This is a genomic window from Defluviitalea raffinosedens, from assembly GCF_016908775.1.
In the GTDB taxonomy this organism is placed as follows: domain Bacteria; phylum Bacillota; class Clostridia; order Lachnospirales; family Defluviitaleaceae; genus Defluviitalea; species Defluviitalea raffinosedens.
Genome location: NZ_JAFBEP010000006.1, coordinates 123,848 through 146,518, shown reverse-complemented (window position 1 = coordinate 146,518; position 22,671 = coordinate 123,848). Strand labels below are relative to the sequence as shown.

Sequence of the window (22,671 nt, the reverse complement as noted above, 5' to 3'; positions counted from 1 at the left end):
GGGAGGAGAGAGAAATATGAAGATCATTGATGGAGGAATAACGAGTCCGAAGGGGTTTAAAGCAGCGGGGAATTATATAGGTATTAAAAAGAAAAGGAAAGATTTAGCAATCGTATATAGTGAATTTCCTGCAAAAGCAGCAGCAACTTTTACAACCAATGTTGTAAAAGCAGCTCCTGTGCTGTGGAATCAGCAGATTATTAATGAAAAAAGAAATATCCAGGCCATTGTTGTAAACAGCGGAAATGCCAATGCTTGCACCGGTGAACAGGGTATGATTGATGCCCAGCAGATGGCTCAGACGATGGCAGATTGCCTGGGATTAAAAAAAGAAGAAGTTTTAGTTGCTTCTACAGGTGTAATTGGTGTACCTTTGCCGATGAATGTCATTTGCCCAGGGATAGAAAAGACAGCCCTTAAATTAAGTGTATCCAGAGAAGCTGCCAAGGAAGCCGCCCAAGCCATTATGACTACGGACACATTTTCAAAAGAAATTGCAGTAACTTTTGAATTAGATGGAAAGATGATTACGATCGGGGGAATGGCAAAGGGTTCCGGAATGATTCATCCCAATATGGCAACCATGCTTTCATTTATTACAACGGATATCAATATATCCAGGGAATTACTGGATAAAGCATTAAAAGAAAGTATTGAGGATTCTTATAATATGATTTCTGTTGATGGAGATACCAGTACAAATGATATGGTAGTGGCATTGGCTAATGGTGCAGCGGAAAATGTGCTCATTGATACGGAAAATGAGGATTATGAGCAATTTAAGACCGCATTTCATTTTGTAAATACTTATTTGGCCCAGCAAATTGTAAGAGATGGTGAAGGGGCAGGAAAATTTATTGAAGTCAATGTAAAAGGAGCAAAATCAAAATGTGATGCTCGAACTCTTGCAAAATCCATCATTACGTCTAACTTGGTAAAAACAGCCTTTTTTGGTGAAGATGCTAACTGGGGCAGAATTCTTTGTGCTATGGGATATTCGGGAGTAACATTTGATACCAGCAAAGTAACCATTCAATTTGCTTCACAATCAGGGAATATTACAGTAATGAAAAACGGAACGCCATTAATGTTTGACGAAGATTATGCATATCAAATTCTGCATGAAAAAGATATTAAAGTAATTGCATTGCTTGAAGAAGGTTCAGAAGAAGCCACAGCCTGGGGTTGCGATTTAAGTTACGAATATGTGCGCATTAATGGGGAATACAGAACGTGAGGGGGATGAAAAATGGAAATGTATATTGAAAAAGCTAAGGTTTTGGTGGAAGCCCTTCCTTATATAAAAGAGTTTTATGGAAAAACTGTAGTCATCAAGTATGGTGGCAGTGCTATGGTAGATGAAATGATTAAAGAAACTGTTATCCAGGATATTATTTTGATGAAGCTTGTTGGTATTAATCCTGTTATTGTGCATGGTGGAGGGCCTGATATCAATAAAATATTAAAGCAAATGGATAAAAAATCAGAATTTGTAAACGGACTCAGGGTTACAGACCAGGAAACCATGGAAATCGTAGAAATGGTTCTCGCAGGAAAAGTAAATAAAAGTATCGTGAGTCATATCCAAAATCAAGGAATTAATGCTGTAGGCATCAGTGGAAAAGATGGGGCTACTCTGCAGGCTGAAAAGAAACTGGTGAATGGAATGGATGTTGGATTTGTAGGAGAAGTGGTGAATGTAAATACAGAGTTAATTTCGACACTTATTCAAAAAGATTTTATTCCGGTAATTGCGCCTATAGGCATTGACAAAGAAGGCAATTCTTATAATATTAATGCGGACTATGCGGCTGTTGCAGTGGCTGGAGCATTGAAGGCGCAGAAGCTTGTCTTTTTAACAGATGTAGAAGGTGTATTAAAAGATGTGTCCGACAGTTCTTCGATTATTTCCAGACTTTCTATTAAAGATGTGGATGAGTATATTAAGAATGGCATTATATCCGGAGGCATGATTCCTAAGGTAGAATGCTGTGTTGAAGGTGTGAAGAAGGGCGTTAAAACTGTACATATTCTGGATGGTCGTGTGGAACATTGCCTTCTTCTGGAAATTTTCACCCAAAAAGGTGTTGGAACCATGATTGAGGAATAATAATATAATTTTGATGTATTTTGACAGGGCGATTGAAATCGCCCTATTTTATTCCATAGTAAATCCTTAAAGATTTACTATGGAATAAAAAGTTCTTGTGGCAAGATACATACTCCTAAGTACTGTACTTTATTGGCTTTTCTGACTTGCTCGGCGCAAGAGTTTTGCAAGTAAACTCTTTCTTATATATCATCCGTTGGAGCTGAAAATACATCGTCTTCAGCTAGATCAAAAAATGGATTTTGGGGATTTTCCTTTTCTCTTTGATTATTTTCAGAAACTAAATCGTTTTTATCTTTTTTATTATTAATAGTTTTAGAAGGACTATCCGGGAAAAATTTCATTTCAGGCATATGAATTCTCCTTATTGTATGATATTTGTTGAAAATATATTTATTTTCTACTAATATGTATATAATATAACCATATACATGAAAAATATTAATGCAGATGCTAAAGAGGAGCTATTTATATGGAAAATCGATCAAAGCTGATCACAAGGGCTTCCTGGATTGGAATTATTGGCAATTCAATTTTGGCTCTACTTAAAATAGTATTCGGATTGCTTTCAAAAAGTATGGCTCTGGTGGGTGATGGGATAGATTCTTCAACGGATGTTGTAACCAGTTTTATTATGTTAATTGCTTCAAAAGTGATGTCAAAGCCCCCGGATAGAGAACATCCTTACGGACATCACAGAGCAGAAACCATTGCTACAACGATTCTGGGGTTCATTATATTTTTTGCCGGTGCACAACTTTTTGTCAATGGGATATCGGATATCATTTCTGGACAAGAGAAAGAAATTCCATCGACGCTTTCTATTTATATTGTGGTCCTATCGATTATCGGCAAAATATTTTTAGCGATTTATCAATATAGAGTTGGGAAAAAAGCCCAGAGTTCCATGTTGATTGCTAACGGAAAGAATATGAGAAATGATATTGCTATTTCTAGTGGGGTGCTCGCTGGATTAGCTTTTACGTATTTGCTTGATTTACCCTTTTTTGATTCAATTACTGCAATTCTTGTAAGCTTATGGATTATAAAAGCCTCCTATGAAATTGTTATTGAAACGCATATGGAACTCATGGATGGGGTAAAGGACACTACAATTTATGAAGAAATATTTCGCAGCATTGAGGCGATTGAGGGTGCTCATAATCCTCATCGAACCAGAGTGAGAAAGCTTGCAAATTTATATATCATAGATACAGATATTGAAGTAGACGGTAATCTGAATGTACTGGAGGCTCATAAAATTGCTATGGAAGTTGAGGAAAGAATCAAAGAAAATATTCAGGATGTTTATGATGTGATCGTCCACATTGAGCCAATAGGAAATGTGGAACGCAACGAAAGTTTTGGACTCCGGGAAGGGATGTTCAAAAATTAATCGACCATTGTTTTATGAATTTTTAAAAAGCAGATTTCATCAAAGAATCTGCTTTCCTTAGAAACGCTTATTAGAAAATACCTATTGAATATTATAGGTATTTTTTTATTTACTTATTCAAATATCGCCAGTATTTAATGCAATAATCTTTGAGTTGCAAACATTTTATATCCTGATGGAATATAATACCATATGGATTATATTCATGGGAGTGAAACGAAGATGTGGAGATTTCCTAATACGATTTATACAGTAAAACCTGGCGATTCTTTATACCAAATTTCCAGGCAATATGGTGTTAATGTACAGGAAATAAGGAATATTAATCAAATTACAGGAAATATGATTTACCCTGGGCAAAGATTGATTATTCCTATAGCTGTTTATACCGTTCAACCGGGAGATAGCCTTTACCGATTAGCTCAAAAGTTTAATACAACGGTGGAAAGTTTTATGGTTTTAAACAATTTAAGTTCCTCATCCTTATATATTGGTCAACGATTGCAAGTTCCTCAATATACAGAAGTTGTAGTAAATGTGGACCAGGCTAATGTACGAAGAAGACCTGGGACAAATTTTCCAATCGTAGCGGTTATGGTAAAAGGCGCTAAGCTGCCTGTAACCAACTCCAGCGGCAATTGGTATCAAGTAGAGTTGTTTGATGGAACAAGAGGATGGATTTCCAAAAATGTAGTGGATTTTAATGTTTATGGTTCTCAACTGCCCATTACGACCATATTAGGATTTTATACTTTAGCAGAAGGACCAACACTTCCAAGTTCGTATGATTCCTTTGTGAGCAATACAGATGCAATATCACAACTTGGTTTATTTATGTTTAGGATCGATGCGGATCATCCAACAGAGATAGAAAAGTTTGGTGGAGATTTTACCAATGAATATGTTGAAAATTTAGTTCGAATTGCCCATGAAAATAACATCAAGATATTTCCTGTAATACACAATTTACTTTATGAAAGAGGAAATGTTACAATCTCAAAGGATACGGTAAAAGCTATGCTGGCAACACCGGAGACCAGGGCAGCATTTATTCAAAATGTTATTGAATTGATTGAAGGATATGGCTTTGACGGAGTCAATATAGATATTGAAGATGTATATTTGGATGATAGCGGGAGACTTTCAGCATTTTACACAGAACTGGGGCGAGCCTTGCATGAAAGGGGATATTTTTTATCTGCATCGGTTCCATCACGGGTGAGTGATCAACCATTCAATCCTTTTTCGGATCCTTTCCAATATGCACCTATAGGAGCAGCAGTGGATGAATTTGTTGTAATGCTGTATAATGAGCATGGTTGGCCAGGCAGCGGCCCTGGACCGGTGGTATCCATCGGATGGATGGATCGTGTTCTTAGATATGCTATGACAAAAATGCCTCGGGATAAAATTGTTGCAGCAGTTTCTGTATTTGGATTTGATTTTAACTTAACAACAGGAAGAAATACCTACGTCACTCATGAAATGGCAATTAACAGGGCAAGGCAATATAATGCAGAAATTATCTTTGATGAAGAAACTCAGACCCCTATGTATTCTTATACCGATGAACAGGGAAATCAGCATGAAGTTTGGTTTGAAGATGAAGCCAGTATTCAGGCCAAGGTTCAAAGAGCGTGGGATTTAGGAATAAAAGGAATAGCACTTTGGAGATTGGGCATGGAAGACCCAGAGATATGGACGATGTTAAGAAATGAAACCGTTGTAAGAAGATAAAAAAATAGATAGAGCTATTGATTAACAGCTCTATCTATTTTTTTAATCCACTGAATTAAGTGAGGAAATAATTTTTGGGCGTCATGATAACCTTTATTATATACATCCAAAAGTTTTTTTGGATTTCGTTCAATTCTTTTTACAGGCAGAGGTTCTGACGGACGGATCACAAATATTTTGTCACTGGACTCCAATTGCTCAATATAGTCTAAAGTTTCATTATACATTGCATGTCTGTTGCAGAGTGTTTCTACTAAATTTGGATATTGGGGATAGAAATATTGTGCGAATTTTTTATTTCTAAACGGTTTTTTTCTGTATTCTTTATGTCTGGTTAATATCAAAACATTATACTCATTACCGTCACTTATTGATTTTTTTATTGGAATAGAATCGGAAATACCTCCATCCAGCAAATAATAATCTTTGACTTTTACGATTTTACTTATAAATGGGAGACTCATAGAAGCTTTTATACTATCAAGAAACTCTGGAGAATTATCTTTATAGAAATACATTGGCTTACCTGTTTCACAGTCTGTTGTGCATACCACAAAAGTTTCTTTTGCTTTATAAAAAGTTTCATAGTCAAAGGGACATAATACATTTGGGATATCATTAAATAGGAAGTCTTTCCCAAACAGTTCCTTTTCTTTAATTAACCTTCCAAAACTCATATATCTTTTGTCTCTTACATAATCAATATTAATTTTTTTACTTCTCCCTCTTTGCCTGGAAAGATAGGAGATGGCATTGCAGGCACCGGCAGACACGCCTATGACATAGGGAAAATATATATTCTGATCTATAAAAAAATCCAGGACTCCTGAGGTATATAATCCCCTCATTCCTCCACCTTCCAAGACCAATCCAATGTTTTCCATCAAATCTCCTCCCTTAAGTGGTAACACTTAGTAATGATACTCGTGTTGTTAATAATTGTCAAGTACAAGTGGGTGCACAGTATTGTGCAGTATGTAATCAGATAACGAAATATAAATTAATCATTATAAAGTTTGATATATTATTAAAAAAGAAGTAAATTTTTATAATAAATTAGATATTTAGATAAAGGAACAGCAAATATATATAGAAAAGGATATACAGATGAGTAAAAGGCAATTACACATATTGATAAAGAATAAGCCAGAATATTATTGTGGTATAAAGAGAGGGAAAAATTTATGATTAAAATGGATTTTACTTATAAATCAAAGGATAATATAAGGATTTATGGTTGTTGTTGGATGAATCATAATATGCCAGTAAAAGGCGTTGTACAAATCGCTCATGGGATGGGAGAACATATTGGAAGATATGAGGATTTTGCTAAATTCTTGGTAAATCACGGCTATATTGCTTATGGAAATGATCATAGGGGTCATGGAAGAAGCGGGGAAATAGCAAATCAAAGAGGTTTTTTTTCTGATGCGCATGGATGGGAAAAAGTTGTAATGGATATGGCTCATTTAACCCATATTATTAGAAAAAATCATCCTCAATTGCCTGTTTTTCTCTTCGGCCATAGTATGGGATCTTTGCTTGCAAGAGACTATATTATCAGGTATGGAGATAAAATAAAAGGAGTTATTTTATCCGGGACAAGTGGAGACCTAGGTTTTAGAGGCATACTTGGACAGGTTTTTGCTCAATTAGAAATGAAATTAAAAGGACCTAAAGCAGCCAGTCCTCTTATGTACAAATTATCTTTTGAAGCTTTTAATGACAGATTTGAACCTGCAAAAACTCACTTTGACTGGCTTTCAAGAGATGAAGAAGAAGTAGAGAAATATATCAAAGATCCTTTCTGTGGCGGTATTTTTACAACTTCATTTTTTAATGACTTAATCAGAGGAACAAGAAAAGTCAATGCACAGCAAAATATCAACAAAATATCGAAAGAATTGCCGATTTTTATTTTTTCTGGAGCAATGGACCCAGTAGGGAATTATTCCCAAGGTGTATCAGAAGTATACAGTAAATTTAAAAAAGCTGGCATTCAAGATCTATCCATAAAAATTTATGCAAATGGAAGACATGAAATGTTGAATGAAATTAATAAATATGAAGTATATAAAGACATACTAGATTGGTTAGAAACTCATATCAAAGAGTGAATCCCTGGGATAGAAGCAGTATCTCAGGGATTTATATTTATGCATAATAATATATTCTAATGAATAATTAATCAATATTTGTTGCATAAAAACTCAATTAGATGTATAATTATAAAAATATCAATTGTGAATTAATTCAAAAATTTAATATAAAAGGGGAGAGATTGATGTTACAAGGGCAATGGATTAAGCGGGGAGAAAAGGTCATTATGAATACATATAGTAGATTTCCGATTGTATTAAATGAAGGAAAAGGAACGCTTGTAAGAGATGTTGATGGGAAAGAATATCTGGATTTTGTTGGAGGAATTGCTGTCAATACTTTAGGATATGGAGATGAAGAATTAACAGAAGCTTTATATGATCAGATGAAGAAAATGATGCACTGTTCTAATTTATATTGGAATATGCCAGGCATTGAAGTAGCAGAAATTTTGATAGAAAACAGTGTTTTTGACAAAGTTTTCTTTTGCAATAGTGGTGCAGAAGCCATTGAAGGTTGTATAAAACTGGCTAGAAAGTATGGCAAAATGGTTCATGGAGAACATTGCTATGAGATTATAACAATGAAGCAATCTTTTCATGGAAGAACGATGGGAGCCATCACTGCAACGGGGCAGGAAAAATATCAAAAAGACTTAAATCCCTTACTGGAAGGTATTGTTTATGCAAAATTCAATGATTATGAATCGGTAAAAGATTTGGTTTCAGAGAAGACCTGTGCAATTCTTCTTGAACCTGTTCAGGGAGAAGGGGGAATTCGTCCAGCTCAAAGGGAATTTTTAAAGAAAATAAGAGAACTCTGTACAGAAAAAGATATTTTACTGATATATGATGAGGTTCAGTGTGGCATAGGTCGTACAGGCAATTTATTTGCATATCAGACATATGAAATTCCACCGGATGCCATTGCCCTAGCCAAAGGATTAGGGGGAGGATTTCCGATTGGTGCAATGATGGCGGTTGAAAAAGCAGTACTTGCCTTAAAACCGGGAGATCATGCTTCCACATTTGGAGGCAATCCTCTGGCCTGTACTGCTGCAAAGGTGATATTAAATGCTTTATTAAAACAAGGAATTTTAAAAAATGTAAAAGAGCAGGGAGAGTATCTAAGAGAAAAACTTGAAAATTTAAAAGAAAAATATGATTTGGTCTCTGAAGTCAGAGGGATTGGGCTGATTCAAGGGGTAGAATTATCTGTTCCGGCAGGAAACATCATTAATGCCTGCATAGAAAAAGGATTGCTTCTTGTAGGAGCGGGGACCAATGTCATAAGATTTGTTCCGCCATTGATTGTTAGCAAAGCAGAAATCGATAAAGCTGTAAATATATTGGAAGAAACATTAAAGGAGGTTTGAAATGAAAGCTCATATATTGTTAGAAGATGGAACGGTTTTAACAGGAAAAGCGTTTGGTGACACAAAAACAGTATTGGGGGAAATTGTATTCAATACATCCATGGCCGGCTATCAGGAAACATTGACTGATCCGTCTTATGCGGGGCAAATTGTTGTTATGACTTATCCTCTTATAGGGAATTACGGAGTCAATGATCATGATGTAGAATCGGATAAAGTGCAGGTCAGCGGATTTGTTGTAAAAGAAAATGCTAAGTTTGAAAGCAATTGGATGAGCCAGGGGAATTTATCTGATTACCTGAAAGAGCAAGGGGTTTTTGCCATTTCCGATATAGATACAAGGATGCTTACAAAAAAAATTAGAAATCAAGGATCAATGAATTGTTTGCTCACTACAGAAGAGATTACTGATGAGTTAAGAGAGCAACTCAAAAATTATACTTTTCCCAAGAATACAGTGGAGCAAGTATCTACTCGTGAAATTAAGCATGTCCCAGGGAAAGGAAAACATATTGGTATTGTGGATCTAGGATTAAAAAAGGGGATCCTAAAATGTATTGAACAATTGGGATGCTCGATTACTATTTTTCCTTGGGATACTCCTTACGACACACTTCTTAACTATAATTTAGATGCAATTCTTCTATCTAATGGACCGGGAGATCCCAAAGATGTAACCCTTGCCATTCATACTGCGGAACACTTGCTTGGGAAAATTCCTCTGTTTGGAATATGTTTAGGACAGCAGATTCTTGCCCTGGCTTTAGGGGGAGATACGTATAAACTAAAATTTGGTCATAGGGGAGGGAACCATCCCGTTTTAGATCTGAGGACCAATAAGATTTTGATTACTTCTCAAAACCATGGATATGCCATTGATGGTAATAAAGTTACAAAGGACATTGAGATTACCCATATCAATGTTAATGATTTGACAGTAGAAGGCTTTTGCAATAAAGAATTAAAAGTTTATGCAGTTCAATTTCACCCTGAAGCAGGACCAGGACCAAGCGACGCTAACGTTATTTTTAAGGAATGGATTACCTTACTAGATGAGGAGGGAGATAATGCCTAAAGATGCAAGCTTAAAAAAGGTAATGGTAATCGGTTCAGGCCCCATTATTATAGGTCAGGCAGCTGAATTCGATTATGCAGGAACTCAAGCCTGTAAAGCTTTAAAAGAGGAAAATATTGAAGTCGTTCTGGTCAACAGTAATCCTGCCACAATTATGACGGATGATAATATGGCGGATAAAGTATATATACAGCCATTAAACTTGGAAGCTTTAACATATATTATTGAAAAAGAGAGACCGGATGGACTTCTTCCTACATTGGGAGGACAGACGGGTCTTAATTTAGCGGTTGAGTTAAAAGAAGCTGGTGTACTGGATCAGAACAATGTGAAGCTTCTGGGAACATCTTTGGAAGCAATACAAAACGCAGAAGACAGAGAAAAATTTAAAGAACTTATGCAAAGTATTGGGGAACCTATTCCTAAAAGCACTATAGTCTGCTCTATGGAAGAAGGGCTCGAGTTTGCAGAGCAAATCGGATTTCCTATTATTGTAAGACCGGCATATACTTTGGGTGGCACTGGTGGTGGCATTGCAAATAATATGGAAGAACTTAAGAAAATCCTTCATAGTGGATTAATGCACAGCAGAATTCATCAAGTGCTATTAGAGCAAAGTGTTGCTGGCTGGAAAGAAATAGAATATGAAGTGATGAGAGACAGCAACGACACTTGTATTATTATCTGTAATATGGAAAACATTGATCCGGTAGGTATTCATACAGGAGACAGCATTGTTGTAGCCCCTTGTCAAACTTTGAGAAATGAAGAGGTACAGATGTTAAGGACTTCTGCGATCAAAATCATTCGTGCGCTTAAAATTGAGGGAGGATGTAATGTTCAGTTTGCCCTTAATCCCGAAAGTATGGAATATGTAGTCATTGAAGTAAATCCAAGGGTGAGTCGTTCATCAGCCCTAGCTTCTAAAGCTGCAGGATACCCCATTGCGAAAATAGCAGCCAAAATCGCCATTGGAATGCACCTTCATGAAATTCCCAACTATGTCACAGGGAAAACCAAGGCTTCTTTTGAACCAGCAATAGATTATGTAGTAACAAAAATCCCAAAATGGCCGTTTGATAAATTTGGGTATGCTGATCATACCTTAGGTACTCAAATGAAAGCAACAGGAGAAGTTATGGCGATTGACAGGAATTTTGAAAGCTCTTTCTTAAAAGCAGTTATTTCTTTGGAAGGAAAAGATACAGGTTTAAGAAGAGAAGATTTAGGAAAGAAAACTGACGAAGAAATAGAAAAAATGCTTTACATATGTGATGACCAGAGAATCTTTGTGATTGCCGAGGCATTAAGAAGAGGTATATCTGTCGAAGCCATTAATCATATTACTAAGATTGACCCATGGTTTTTGCATAAAATCAATCATATCATAGAAATCGAGCAAAGGCTTAAGAACGAACCTTTTACAGCGGAATTGCTAAAAGAAGCTGAAGAAATGGGCTTTACTGATGTGGAAATTCAAGCTTTGTCAAAGCAACCGATCTCAACTTTAGATACTTTAAGAAGAGCCCATGACATGTATCCGGTCTACAAAATGGTAGATACTTGTGCAGGTGAATTTGAATCACTGACACCTTACTACTATTCTACTTATGAACAAGAAGATGAAAATATCATCAGCAAAAAAGAGAAGATTATTGTAATAGGTTCTGGACCTATAAGAATCGGACAGGGAATAGAATTTGATTATTGTTCGGTTCATGCTGTATGGGCAATTGAAGAAGCAGGATATCAATCTATTATTATTAACAATAATCCTGAAACTGTAAGTACTGATTTTGATACAGCAGGAAAACTTTATTTTGAGCCATTGTATATAGAGGATGTTTATAATGTCATCAGAAAAGAGATGCCTAAAGGCGTTATTGTTCAATTTGGAGGACAAACTGCAATTAATCTTGCCCCCAAATTATTAAAAAGAGGTGTTCAGATCCTGGGAACATCAGTAGATTCTATAGATGTGGCGGAAGATCGAAAGCTCTTTGAACAGCTTCTTAAAGAACTTAATATTCCACAGCCTAAAGGCAGTGCTGTAACGCATATAGATGAGGCGGTAAGAGTTGCAGAGGAAATAGGTTATCCTGTTCTCGTAAGACCTTCTTATGTTATTGGTGGGAGAGCCATGCAAGTTGTTTATTCAGAAACTGAATTACGGGAGTATGTAAAGGAAGCAACTTCTCTTTCTACCGAACATCCAATTTTAATAGATCAATATATAGAGGGAAAAGAAGTAGAAGTTGATGCAATTTCAGACAGAGAGGATATTTTAATTCCGGGAATTATGGAACATATAGAAAGAACAGGGGTACACTCAGGAGACAGTATTTGTGTATATCCACCTCAAACTCTTTCACAAAAGGTCATTGATACATTGATTTTATATACCAGAAAGATTGCTAAAGCTTTGCAAGTTATTGGTTTAATGAATATTCAATTTGTTGTAAAAGATGAAAAAGTATATGTTATTGAAGTGAATCCCAGAGCTTCCAGAACCGTGCCTATTTTAAGCAAGGTAACCAAAATTCCTATGGTACATGTGGCAGTAAAAGTCATATTAGGAGAAAAATTAAGAGATCAAGGCTATGGAGTTGGCTTATACAATAAAAGTAATTTGGTTGCTGTGAAAGCACCGGTATTTTCATTCCAAAAACTAAATAATGTAGATGTGGCATTGACTCCTGAAATGAAATCAACTGGTGAAGTATTGGGAGTAGATTCTGTTTATGAAAAGGCACTTGTCAAAGCGTTTAGCGGAGCAGGATACACATTCCCAGGCTCTGGAAAAATCTTTGTATCTTTAAGGGAAAAAGATAAAAAAGAATCTATAGAATTATTAAAGTCTTTTAAAGAGATAGGATTTGAGCTTATGGGCAGTGAAGGAACTGCAAAATACCTTAACGAGAAAGGATTGGAAGTAAAACCGATTTCAATCCATAATCTTGATGAAATCTTTGAAATGATGAAGAATAAAGAAATAACGATTGTCATCAATACACCTACATTAGGTAAAAATCCAAATAAAGACGGTTTTAAAATACGCACTACAGCCGAACAGATGAAAATACCTTGTTTTACTTCTTTGGATACGGCAAAGGCATATCTTCTAGCTTTAAAAACTTATAGTAAAAATGAAACATTTACTTACGAAACTCTGGATTATTATATGTAGGAATATAATAATAAAATTTAAAATTAAATTAAGAGGAGGGAAATTATGGGGATGAATTTAAAAGGAAGAAGTCTTCTAACTTTAAAAGACTTCACACCGAATGAAATAGAGTATTTATTGGATTTGGCGGAGGATCTAAAAAGAAAGAAAAGAATGGGGATCAAAGGAAATCTTTTAGAAGGAAAAAACATTGCTCTGATTTTTGAAAAGCCTTCTACAAGAACAAGATGTGCATTTACCGTAGCCTGCATTGATGAAGGAGCCCATCCAGAGTATTTGGGAAAAAACGACATTCAGTTAGGCCATAAAGAATCTATTGAAGATACTGCGAGGGTATTGGGACGTCTTTTTGATGGAATTCAATTCAGAGGTTTTAAACAAGAGACTGTAGAAAAATTGGCTCAGTATAGTGGAGTTCCTGTTTGGAATGGATTAACAGATATTTATCATCCAACACAAGTTTTGGCAGACTTACTCACAATAAAGGAAAAGTTTGGGTATTTAAAAGGCATTCGTTTTGTATATATGGGAGATGGACGAAATAATATGGCCAATAGTTTGATGATTGGTTCTGCAAAAATGGGAATGGATTTTGTGATTGCTGCGCCCAAAGACTTATGGCCAGAAGAATCTTTAATTGAAGAATGTAAATTGTTCGCAGAAGCGTCAAAAGGAAAAATATCAATTACAGAAGATGTTGGGGCAGCAGTGGATGGTGCTGATGTGATTTATACAGATGTTTGGTGTTCTATGGGAGAAGAAGACAAAGCTGAAGAACGTATTAAACTCCTAAAGCCTTACCAGGTGAATGCTTCTTTGATGAATAAAACAGGAAAAGATCATACAATTTTTATGCATTGTCTTCCCGCAGTCAAAGGAAATGAGGTTACTGAGGAAGTATTTGAAAGCAAAGCTTCTGTGGTGTTTGATGAAGCGGAAAACAGAATGCATACGATCAAAGCTGTAATGGTGGCAACATTGGTTTAACTTACTTATATCCTGATTCTTGCTCAACTATAGGATTAAAACTTTAAGTATATTATTTATTTTTAAAAAATTAAAAATCATAATTATTTTATTGACGAATATTATATTTTTGGATATAATTCTTAGCAAACATTGTTAGCAAAATGTCAAAGAATAGATTTCAATGAATGTATACTTAGGAGGGGTAAAATGGACAGAGTTTATAATTTTTCAGCAGGTCCTTCGATGCTGCCTGAAGAAGTGCTTAAAAAAGCTCAAGAAGAATTGGTAATCTACAGAGATGCTGGTATGTCAGTAATGGAAATGAGCCATCGCTCAAAAGTCTATCAAGATATTATTGATGAAGCCGAAGCACTTCTTAGAGAAATTATGAATATTCCAGAAAACTACAAGGTTCTCTTTTTACAAGGGGGAGCATCCAGCCAATTTGCCATGGTTCCATTAAATCTGTTTAGAAAGAGCAAAAAAGCAAATTATGTAAAAACAGGTTTATGGGCAAAAAAAGCTATTGCTGAAGCAAGCAGATATGGAACTGTAAATGTAGTTGCTTCATCGGAAGATGCAACTTTTAATTATATTCCTGAATTAGATAAAAGTACTTTTTCACCGGATGCTGACTATTTCTACATAACAACCAATAATACGATTTATGGAACAAGATATACTGAGCTGCCTGATACAGGAGATGTTCCTTTGGTAGCTGATATGTCATCGAATATTTTATCCGAAGTATATGATGTTAATAAGTTTGGTGTGATTTTTGCCGGTGCGCAAAAGAATATGGGTCCTGCAGGACTTACTGTAGTGATTATTCGTGAAGATTTGATTGGGCATGCTATGGATATTACACCAACCATGTTTAATTATCAGATACATGCAGAAAATGGTTCCATGTATAATACACCACCTACTTACAGCATATATATTGCGAAATTAGTTTTCGAATGGGTTAAAAAGATGGGTGGAGTACCTGCTATGCAAAAAATCAATGAAGAAAAAGCTAAAATTCTTTATGATTATTTAGATGATTCAAGCTTCTTTAAAGGCACAGTAGTTCCAAAATATCGTTCTTTAATGAATATACCTTTTGTTTCTCCGTCACCAGAATTAGATGCAAAATTTATAAAAGAAGCGACTGCCAAAGGTCTGGTTAATTTAAAAGGGCATAGAACAGTTGGTGGAATGCGTGCAAGCATATATAACGCAATGCCAATCGAGGGAGTCAAAACATTAGTAGAATTTATGAAGAAGTTCGAAATGGAAAATCGATAGGGGGAGCACAATGTTTAAGATTCAAACTTTAAACAATATTTCTGAGAAGGGTTTAGAGCTTTTACCAAAGGATACATATGAAATCTCTAATGACTGTGCGAATCCGGATGGTATTTTAGTTAGAAGCGCGAAAATGCATGGTATGGAATTTCCGCCTTCATTAAAAGCAGTTGCCAGAGCAGGTGCAGGAGTGAATAATATTCCTATAGATGAATGTTCAGAAAAAGGAATTGTTGTTTTTAATACACCAGGGGCAAACGCAAATGGTGTAAAAGAATTGGTATTGACGGGTCTATTCCTTTCTTCCAGAAAAATTGTTGAAGGAATCCAATGGACAAAAAGTTTAAAAGGAAAAGGAGACGAAGTACCTAAACTCGTTGAAAAAGGCAAAGGGGAATTTGCTGGTCCTGAAATATTGGGCAAAAAATTAGGTGTTATTGGATTAGGTGCTATTGGAGTTTTAGTAGCGAATGCTGCGAATGCTCTTGGAATGGATGTTCAAGGGTATGATCCCTATATGTCTATCGATGCAGCATGGGGATTGTCGCGGGACGTGCATCGAGCAATTAGTTTAGATTCTATGCTCGCAGAATGTGATTATATTACCATCCATGTGCCGCTTTTAGATGAAACAAAAAATATGCTTAATAAAGAAAAGTTTGCACTCATGAAAAAGGGCGTTAGAATACTCAATTTCTCCAGAGGAGAATTGGTTAACAATACCGATTTAATTGAAGCGATTAAGGCGGGTATTGTGGCTAGTTATGTAACAGATTTTCCTTCTGACGAATTGATTGATGTAGAAAATATTATTACGATTCCTCATTTGGGGGCTTCAACACCAGAATCCGAAGATAATTGTGCAGTGATGGCTGTAGAGCAATTAAGAAATTATCTTGAACATGGTAATATTAAGAACTCCGTGAATTTCCCAGACTGTGAAATGGCAAGAACGACAAATTATCGTACCGTTGTAGCTCATAGAAATATCCGTAACATGGTAGGCCAGATCACTACGATTCTTGCGCATGCCGATATTAATATTATGGATATGATGAATAAGAGCAAAAAAGATTGGGCATATACAATAATTGATTCAGATAAAAAGGTTGAAGAAGATATTGTAGCGAAAATCAGAGCAATTGACGGTGTTGTTTCTGTTAGAACATTATAAAACAGAATGAAAAAAGACAGCAAGATTGAAGATCTATTTAATCTGCTGTCTTTTTTTATATAATGGTTCTTTGATATTATTGATGAAGAGATTGATTTGCTATAGAATGGAATTAAAAATAAACAATGATATAGGAGGATGTAAATGGATAGTAAAAAGATTAATTTTTTTGTCAGAATCAAAAAGAGTATTTTAAACTTTGACTTTTATCAAACGATTGTTAAAGAATCGGTTGGAAATGCACTTGGGTATTTGGTTTTGCTTTCTTTAATTATTGGTGTATTAAGTTGTATAAAACCAGTTTACGAAACAAATAAAATAGTGGGATTAGTAATCAATTATTTTGAATCGGACATACCTTATTTTGAATTCAATAATGGAGAATTGCAAGTTGAAGGGGATATGCCTATTGTTTTTGAAGAGGGCACTTCTATTGTTGTGGTCAATACTGAAGAAGAACTAGAAGAGAATATTCTTGATGATTATCAGCAGGGAGTATTGATTACAAAAACTAAAATTATTAGTAAAGATGGAATTGAAAAAAGGGAGTATTCACTTAAGGATTTTGGAACTCTTAGCTTTGATAAAGAAAGTATTCAGAACTTTCTTCCGGCTTTAAAAATGTTTTTGATACCATTCATTATTATTGGTACTATTATAGGTATGATCATAGGGAAATTATTTAGTTCTTTATTTGTAAGCTTAATAGGGCTTGTTGTAAATTCAATTATTCATGGAAATCAAAAATATGGTGAGATTTATAAAATTGGTATTTATTCTCTTACGCTTCCAACTGTCGTTAAGTTTATAGTAAAACTATTACCATTTAAGATTCCGTTCTTTTTCTTTATATATTATGGTATTGTGATTTTATATATGGTAAAAGGAATAGATTCAGCTAAAAGTGAAAACAAAAGTCAGTTATTTGCAGCAAACGATCTTTAAACCTCGGATAAGGTTCCGAGGTTTTTTAGTTAGTTAACATTGTATCGAGTACATCTCCCATAATTTTTACGCCTTTCTCAATTTGATTTTCATCTACAGTCGCAAAGCCAAGGCGAAGATATGAGGATGAGTCCTGCATCATTGAAAACAAAGAGCCCGGTGAAAGAATAACATTTTTAGCTAAAAGCAAATCACATAAATTTGCTGCGGAGATAGAGTCTGCCAATTTAATCCATACACTTAATCCTCCTTGAGGTGGTATGTAAGTGATGTAATTTTTTAAATAATATTCTAACGCATCCAGCAGACAGTAATATCTTTTTTCATAAATGGTACGTATCTTTTTTAAATGTTTTTGCCACTGCCCCTTTCTAAGGTATAAATCAAATGCTCTTTGGATTAGTCCTGAGGTAGAAAGGTTTATACTATGCTTATGGGATAAAATACGTTCTATAATTTTTTCTGGAAGAATCAAAAATCCTAGACGAAGTCCTGGTACCAGTACTTTTGAGAAGTTTTTAATATAGATTACTCTGTTTTGTTTATCCAATGCTTTTAAAGGAACGATGGGTTTATCAGAATAATTTAAGTCACTTACATAATCCTCTTCTATAATATATGTATTGTACTTTTCAGCTAAATTTAAAATAATCTTTTTTTTGGCAAGAGAATATGAATATCCGGTGGGGTTCTGAAAATAAGGGGTTATGTAAATAAACTTAGGCTGATATAATTTGAGACAGCCTTCTAACAATGAAATATCCATGCCGTCAAAATTTAAAGGGATTTCTACTATACGTGCTCCTCTGTTTGCAAAAGCAGCAATGGTGCCGTAGAAAGCAGGTTTTTCAACAAATATAACATCTCCGAATTGAAGCAGAGTTTTTGAGAGAATATCTATACCGTGTTGAGTATCAGAAATGATTTGAATGTTGTCTTTTGATGTGTGGATGCCATATGTAGTTAGATAATCTGCAATAGATTCCTGCAGATGGTCATAACAATAATCATCCTGAACATTGAATGCTTTGCCTTTATCCCGATCCAGTACTTCATTGAACATTTCTTTAAAATCTTTTACAGGAAACAAATCTGTAGGAGGAGAAATATTTGCAAAATTAATCGTATTTTTTGAAATAGAAATTTGCTTAAGTTTTAGATCATGATCTTTCTCAGGTAAAACAGGAAAAGTAATCATTTCTAAAGGAAGCGGAGAGACGTAGGTGCCGCTGCCCATTTGTGCGTAAACAACTCCTTTGCTTTCTAAATATTTATAGGCATTTACCACTGTAGCATTATTAATCTTTAACTGTGATGCCAGAGTACGGATCGTAGGCAGTTTGGTATTGGGCTTTAAAATTCCTTTTTGAATGAGTTCACATAAAGCATCTCCCAATTGCTGGTAAAGAGGAATTTTGCTTTTTTTATCCAACTGTATTGATACAAAATGATTCATTCTAAAAAACCTCCTTTTTATATGGACTAAAGCTCCATGGATCGTGTTGAAGAGGTTGAACAGTGATTACTTAATTGTACTGGTGCGATATTAATATGTTATTACAGTATCTGTTTGGAAAATGCCAAATTCTTGATTTATTTTTTAATTGCGTTAAAATCAAAATATATTTTTAAACAAAACAGATTTTATGAAGACAGGGGAGAATAAATCATGAAAGAACTATCATTACACATACTGGATATTATAGAAAACAGTGTACGGGCTGAAGCAACTGAAATAAAACTAGAAATTATTGAGGATTTAGAAAAGAATCTTTTTGAAATTAAGATTGAAGACAATGGAAAAGGAATGGATGAAAACTTTGTGAAGACCATAAAAAATCCTTTTACAACCACCAGAACCACACGAAAAGTTGGGCTTGGAGTACCTTTGCTGGCGGCAGCGTGTAACAGGTGTAATGGGGATGTAGAAATTCAAAGTACTTTAGGACAAGGAACAAAATTAAATGCATGGATGGAGTATGACCATATAGATAGAGCGCCATTGGGAGACATTGTGAGCACTATTGCAAATTTGATTTTGTCCAATCCGGACATTGAATTTAAATATTATCACAGATATAATGACAGAATATTTGAATTTGACACACAAGAAGTGAAGAATATTTTAGGAGATGTTCCTATTAATGAACTTTCTGTAATAGCGTGGCTTAAGGAATACATCTCTGAGAATTTGACAGAAATTAGACAAAAATCTTAGAGCCCCAAAATTTTTTTAAAAAATTTTTGATTAATGTAGTTAAGCGTGTTTGGTTTATTGTATACAAAATACTTGGCTTTGGACTAACAAATGCATGAGAGATATTTGGAATACATTTCAAAATTTTTTGTGCATTTTTTATCATTTGTTGAGTAGTCGATTTATTTGTATTATCATATATACATGAAATCCTTTTAATTATTAAAAGTTCTACTTGATGAGATAGGGGGAATAATATGAAATTACTTACATTTAAAAGGGGTATTCATCCTCCGGATGGAAAGCACTTTACAGAAAATAAACCAATTGAAACGCTTCTTCCCAAAGGAGATCTGGTTTTTCCTATGTCTCAACATATAGGAGCACCCTGTGAACCAATAGTGAAAAAGGGAGATAAAGTCTTGGTGGGACAAAAGATCGGAGAAGCCAAGGCTTTTGTTTCATCTCCAATATATAGTTCGGTTTCAGGTATTGTTAAAGATGTTACCCCTATGCTGCATCCTAATGGAAGTAAAGTATTATCGGTTATTATTGAAAATGATGGTTTGTATGAAGAACATGAATCTTTAGGACCAAAGGGAGATTACAAAAATTTATCGAAGGAACAGATTGTCGAAATCATTAAAGAAGCTGGAATAGTCGGAATGGGTGGAGCTGGATTTCCTACTCATATAAAATTGTCTCCTCCACCTGAAAAAAATATTGATACGATTATTATCAATGGAGCAGAATGCGAGCCTTATTTAACTTCCGATCACCGTATTATGCTGGAAGAAACGGATAAAGTGATCGAAGGGCTAAAGATTATTCTTCAACTGTTTCCACAGGCGAAAGGCTATATTGGTGTAGAAAATAACAAAATGGATGCAGTAAAAGCATTAAAAGAAGCATTAGAAGGAGTATCCAATATTGAAGTTAAAGTTTTGCAAACAAAGTACCCTCAAGGGGCAGAAAAACAACTGATCTATGCTATTACAGGACGGGAAGTACCATCAGGAGGACTTCCGGCAGATGTAGGATGTATTGTTCAAAATATTGATACTGCTGTTGCAATCCAAAGAGCTGTCGTTAAAGGACGACCATTAATGAGACGAATTGTAACAGTAACTGGCGGAGCAATTAAAGATCCTAAAAACTTTAAAGTAAGACTGGGAACTTCATATAGAGAACTGATAGAAGCAGCAGGGGGATTTGCGTCAGAACCTGTAAAAGTAATATCCGGTGGTCCTATGATGGGGATTGCTTTATCGTCTTTGGATGTTCCAGTTATTAAAGGTACTTCTGCAATTTTATGTTTATCAAAGGAAGAAGCAGGTTTACCAGAAGAAAGGAATTGCATCCGTTGCGGCAAATGTGTTTCTGTTTGTCCAATGAATTTACTGCCTTTGCAACTTAATCAATATGCAATAAATTACGATATGGAAAAATTTGAATTATCTCATGGTATGGATTGTATTGAATGTGGAAGTTGCTCATTTACTTGCCCTGCAAAGAGGCATTTGGTTCAATCGATCCGTACGGCTAAAAAAACTATATTAAACAATAGAAGAAAAAATGCATAAAGGGGGAGACTTAATGTCAACGGAAATGTATACGGTGTCTTCATCTCCTCATATACATTCAAAGGATTCGATACAGGGTATCATGAGAGATGTTTTAATTGCATTACTTCCCGCTACATTAGTAGGGATATGGGTTTTTAAATTTCATGCTTTAATTGTTGTTTTACTGTCCGTTGCATCCTGTATTGGAGCAGAGGCTTTGTGGCAAAAACTAACACATCAAAAGATTACGGTTAATGATTATAGTGCTGCTGTTACAGGATTACTTCTTGCTTTGAATTTGCCACCTACAGTTCCATTTTGGCTTCCCATTGTTGGTGGAGCTTTTGCGATTATTATTGCGAAACAATTATTTGGTGGCTTGGGACAAAACTTTATTAATCCGGCATTAGCAGCAAGAGCGTTTTTACTTGCTTCCTGGCCGGTGCAAATGACTACTTGGACTATAGATGGTGTTACAACAGCAACTCCCTTAGGAATCTTAAAAGAAGGCAGTGGAGCACTTCCTTCCATCACGGATTTAATCTTGGGGAACGTAGGGGGATGTATAGGAGAAACTTCTGTAATAGCCCTTTTAATTGGTGGGGTATATCTAATATACAAAAAAGTGATTTCTATTAGAATTCCTGCAACATTTATTGGAACAGTATTGGTACTTACATGGATCTTGGGAAGAGATGGGATGTTCTATTCTAATGCCATCTATGAGATTTTTACAGGAGGACTTTTCTTGGGAGCATTCTTTATGGCGACAGATTATGCATCTTCTCCTGTTACAATTAAAGGACAGTACATTATGGGATTAGGCTGTGGAATTATTACTGCGGTGATTCGTCTTTATGGAGGTTATCCGGAAGGAGTCTCTTATTCCATATTGATTATGAATTTAGCAGTTCCTCTCATTGACCGATATACTCAACCTCGAATCTTTGGGGAGGTGAAAAAATGAGAGAAATAGTAAAGCTTGGACTTGTTTTATTTGTTATAACTGCTGTTGCAGGAGGATTGCTTGGATTTGCCAATGAAATTACTAAAGAACCTATAGCAAAACAGGTTCAGCAATCTAAAGAAGAAGCCATGAAACAAACACTTCCTCAGGCAGATAAATTTGAATTTATAGAGGTAGATTTACCGGAAGATTCCATAATTTTAGAAGTGAATGCAGGCTATAAAGGAGATACTTTGGAAGGCTTTGCAGTTAAAGTGGCCCCTAAAGGATACGGCGGTGCGATTGAGATGATGGTTGGTGTATCCAAAGATGGAGTGCTTCAAGGAGTGAAAGTTGTAAGTCATTCTGAAACTCCGGGGTTAGGAGCAAATGCCCAAAATGCCGCTTTTACATCTCAATATGAGGGAAAATCGGGTGAACTTAAAGTCGTAAAGACTACTCCTGGTGCAGATGATGAAATTCAGGCAATTACTGGAGCAACAATCACAACTAAAGCGGTTACATCAGGAGTAAATGAAGTACTTAATTTGCTTAAACATAGGGTTAACACAGATACCAATGAGATCAACTTCGATTTTAACTAA

19 protein-coding genes are annotated in these 22,671 nt (G+C 35.3%); 16 read left to right on the top strand and 3 right to left on the bottom strand.

All coding sequences use genetic code 11. The annotated features are described in order from the left end of the window. The first annotated feature begins 16 nt into the window (after positions 1-16). Positions 17-1,237, top strand: a complete 1,221-nt coding sequence (gene argJ / locus JOD07_RS06880) for a bifunctional ornithine acetyltransferase/N-acetylglutamate synthase (protein ID WP_204612974.1) — start codon at positions 17-19, stop codon at positions 1,235-1,237. Between the two features lie 12 nt (positions 1,238-1,249). Then, entirely contained in the window at positions 1,250-2,110 is an 861-nt protein-coding gene (argB, locus tag JOD07_RS06875) for an acetylglutamate kinase (RefSeq protein ID WP_158739240.1), read from the top strand. A gap of 182 nt (positions 2,111-2,292) precedes the next feature. On the opposite strand, the gene JOD07_RS06870 is transcribed toward argB, so the two are convergent. Then, positions 2,293-2,463: a hypothetical protein gene (locus JOD07_RS06870; protein WP_158739239.1), complete on the bottom strand. Its 171-nt coding sequence runs from the start codon at positions 2,461-2,463 to the stop codon at positions 2,293-2,295. Positions 2,464-2,582: 119 nt separating this feature from the next. On the opposite strand from JOD07_RS06870, the gene JOD07_RS06865 reads away from it, so the two are divergent. Beyond that, positions 2,583-3,506 (top strand): cation diffusion facilitator family transporter, encoded by a 924-nt coding sequence (locus JOD07_RS06865; protein ID WP_158739238.1) that lies wholly within the window; start codon positions 2,583-2,585, stop codon positions 3,504-3,506. A gap of 192 nt (positions 3,507-3,698) precedes the next feature. Further along, positions 3,699-5,243, top strand: a complete 1,545-nt coding sequence (locus tag JOD07_RS06860) for a LysM peptidoglycan-binding domain-containing protein (RefSeq protein ID WP_243429264.1) — start codon at positions 3,699-3,701, stop codon at positions 5,241-5,243. A gap of 14 nt (positions 5,244-5,257) precedes the next feature. On the opposite strand, the gene JOD07_RS06855 is transcribed toward JOD07_RS06860, so the two are convergent. Continuing rightward, positions 5,258-6,127, bottom strand: a complete 870-nt coding sequence (locus JOD07_RS06855) for a patatin-like phospholipase family protein (RefSeq protein WP_158739236.1) — start codon at positions 6,125-6,127, stop codon at positions 5,258-5,260. Between the two features lie 300 nt (positions 6,128-6,427). Here JOD07_RS06855 and JOD07_RS06850 point away from each other — a divergent pair, with 300 nt between their 5' ends. From JOD07_RS06850 to JOD07_RS06815, 8 genes are all read left to right on the top strand, one after another. Then, positions 6,428-7,360: an alpha/beta hydrolase gene (locus JOD07_RS06850; protein WP_204612972.1), complete on the top strand. Its 933-nt coding sequence runs from the start codon at positions 6,428-6,430 to the stop codon at positions 7,358-7,360. 167 nt (positions 7,361-7,527) lie between these two features. After that, positions 7,528-8,718 carry an aspartate aminotransferase family protein gene (locus JOD07_RS06845; protein ID WP_204612970.1) on the top strand — a complete coding sequence of 397 codons (1,191 nt, stop codon included), beginning with the start codon at positions 7,528-7,530 and terminating at the stop codon, positions 8,716-8,718. Between the two features lies 1 nt (position 8,719). Then, on the top strand, positions 8,720-9,793 hold the full coding sequence (gene carA / locus JOD07_RS06840) for a glutamine-hydrolyzing carbamoyl-phosphate synthase small subunit (protein ID WP_158739233.1): 1,074 nt from the start codon (positions 8,720-8,722) through the stop codon (positions 9,791-9,793). Beyond that, on the top strand, positions 9,786-12,980 hold the full coding sequence (carB, locus tag JOD07_RS06835) for a carbamoyl-phosphate synthase large subunit (protein ID WP_158739232.1): 3,195 nt from the start codon (positions 9,786-9,788) through the stop codon (positions 12,978-12,980). Before carA ends, carB begins: the two co-directional genes overlap by 8 nt. Positions 12,981-13,031: 51 nt before the next feature. Then, positions 13,032-13,967 (top strand): ornithine carbamoyltransferase, encoded by a 936-nt coding sequence (gene argF, locus JOD07_RS06830; protein ID WP_158739291.1) that lies wholly within the window; start codon positions 13,032-13,034, stop codon positions 13,965-13,967. A 189-nt stretch (positions 13,968-14,156) separates the two neighbouring features. Further along, a complete protein-coding gene (gene serC, locus JOD07_RS06825) occupies positions 14,157-15,239 on the top strand; it encodes a 3-phosphoserine/phosphohydroxythreonine transaminase (RefSeq protein ID WP_204612969.1) in 1,083 nt (360 codons plus the stop codon). A gap of 10 nt (positions 15,240-15,249) precedes the next feature. Then, complete coding sequence (locus JOD07_RS06820) at positions 15,250-16,413, top strand: phosphoglycerate dehydrogenase (protein ID WP_158739230.1); 1,164 nt, start codon at positions 15,250-15,252, stop codon at positions 16,411-16,413. Between the two features lie 144 nt (positions 16,414-16,557). Next, the gene (locus tag JOD07_RS06815) at positions 16,558-17,358 is read left to right on the top strand and encodes a DUF1189 domain-containing protein (protein WP_204612967.1); all 801 of its coding nucleotides are present in this window, start codon (positions 16,558-16,560) and stop codon (positions 17,356-17,358) included. A 25-nt stretch (positions 17,359-17,383) separates the two neighbouring features. Here the strand turns inward: JOD07_RS06815 and pdxR are convergent, their stop codons facing one another. Further along, on the bottom strand, positions 17,384-18,814 hold the full coding sequence (pdxR, locus tag JOD07_RS06810; protein ID WP_204612965.1) for a MocR-like pyridoxine biosynthesis transcription factor PdxR: 1,431 nt from the start codon (positions 18,812-18,814) through the stop codon (positions 17,384-17,386). Between the two features lie 213 nt (positions 18,815-19,027). Here pdxR and JOD07_RS06805 point away from each other — a divergent pair, with 213 nt between their 5' ends. The 4 genes from JOD07_RS06805 to JOD07_RS06790 all read left to right on the top strand — a co-directional run bounded on the left by JOD07_RS06805 (position 19,028) and on the right by JOD07_RS06790 (position 22,671). After that, complete coding sequence (locus JOD07_RS06805) at positions 19,028-19,576, top strand: ATP-binding protein (RefSeq protein WP_158739227.1); 549 nt, start codon at positions 19,028-19,030, stop codon at positions 19,574-19,576. Between the two features lie 236 nt (positions 19,577-19,812). Beyond that, complete coding sequence (gene rsxC / locus JOD07_RS06800; RefSeq protein ID WP_204612963.1) at positions 19,813-21,138, top strand: electron transport complex subunit RsxC; 1,326 nt, start codon at positions 19,813-19,815, stop codon at positions 21,136-21,138. A 13-nt stretch (positions 21,139-21,151) separates the two neighbouring features. Then, positions 21,152-22,087: an RnfABCDGE type electron transport complex subunit D gene (locus tag JOD07_RS06795; protein WP_204612961.1), complete on the top strand. Its 936-nt coding sequence runs from the start codon at positions 21,152-21,154 to the stop codon at positions 22,085-22,087. Then, positions 22,084-22,671, top strand: coding sequence for an RnfABCDGE type electron transport complex subunit G (locus tag JOD07_RS06790; RefSeq protein ID WP_204612959.1), 588 nt, complete (start codon positions 22,084-22,086; stop codon positions 22,669-22,671). Before JOD07_RS06795 ends, JOD07_RS06790 begins: the two co-directional genes overlap by 4 nt.

Excerpts from the sequence above, each read along its gene's own strand:
- argJ (WP_204612974.1), top strand. The coding sequence starts at position 17 with ATGAAGATCATTGATGGAGGAATAACGAGTCCGAAGGGGTTTAAAGCA.
- argB (WP_158739240.1), top strand. The coding sequence starts at position 1,250 with ATGGAAATGTATATTGAAAAAGCTAAGGTTTTGGTGGAAGCCCTTCCT.
- JOD07_RS06870 (WP_158739239.1), bottom strand. The coding sequence starts at position 2,463 with ATGCCTGAAATGAAATTTTTCCCGGATAGTCCTTCTAAAACTATTAAT.
- JOD07_RS06865 (WP_158739238.1), top strand. The coding sequence starts at position 2,583 with ATGGAAAATCGATCAAAGCTGATCACAAGGGCTTCCTGGATTGGAATT.
- JOD07_RS06860 (WP_243429264.1), top strand. The coding sequence starts at position 3,699 with ATGGATTATATTCATGGGAGTGAAACGAAGATGTGGAGATTTCCTAAT.
- JOD07_RS06855 (WP_158739236.1), bottom strand. The coding sequence starts at position 6,127 with ATGGAAAACATTGGATTGGTCTTGGAAGGTGGAGGAATGAGGGGATTA.
- JOD07_RS06850 (WP_204612972.1), top strand. The coding sequence starts at position 6,428 with ATGATTAAAATGGATTTTACTTATAAATCAAAGGATAATATAAGGATT.
- JOD07_RS06845 (WP_204612970.1), top strand. The coding sequence starts at position 7,528 with ATGTTACAAGGGCAATGGATTAAGCGGGGAGAAAAGGTCATTATGAAT.
- carA (WP_158739233.1), top strand. The coding sequence starts at position 8,720 with ATGAAAGCTCATATATTGTTAGAAGATGGAACGGTTTTAACAGGAAAA.
- carB (WP_158739232.1), top strand. The coding sequence starts at position 9,786 with ATGCCTAAAGATGCAAGCTTAAAAAAGGTAATGGTAATCGGTTCAGGC.
- argF (WP_158739291.1), top strand. The coding sequence starts at position 13,032 with ATGAATTTAAAAGGAAGAAGTCTTCTAACTTTAAAAGACTTCACACCG.
- serC (WP_204612969.1), top strand. The coding sequence starts at position 14,157 with ATGGACAGAGTTTATAATTTTTCAGCAGGTCCTTCGATGCTGCCTGAA.
- JOD07_RS06820 (WP_158739230.1), top strand. The coding sequence starts at position 15,250 with ATGTTTAAGATTCAAACTTTAAACAATATTTCTGAGAAGGGTTTAGAG.
- JOD07_RS06815 (WP_204612967.1), top strand. The coding sequence starts at position 16,558 with ATGGATAGTAAAAAGATTAATTTTTTTGTCAGAATCAAAAAGAGTATT.
- pdxR (WP_204612965.1), bottom strand. The coding sequence starts at position 18,814 with ATGAATCATTTTGTATCAATACAGTTGGATAAAAAAAGCAAAATTCCT.
- JOD07_RS06805 (WP_158739227.1), top strand. The coding sequence starts at position 19,028 with ATGAAAGAACTATCATTACACATACTGGATATTATAGAAAACAGTGTA.
- rsxC (WP_204612963.1), top strand. The coding sequence starts at position 19,813 with ATGAAATTACTTACATTTAAAAGGGGTATTCATCCTCCGGATGGAAAG.
- JOD07_RS06795 (WP_204612961.1), top strand. The coding sequence starts at position 21,152 with ATGTCAACGGAAATGTATACGGTGTCTTCATCTCCTCATATACATTCA.
- JOD07_RS06790 (WP_204612959.1), top strand. The coding sequence starts at position 22,084 with ATGAGAGAAATAGTAAAGCTTGGACTTGTTTTATTTGTTATAACTGCT.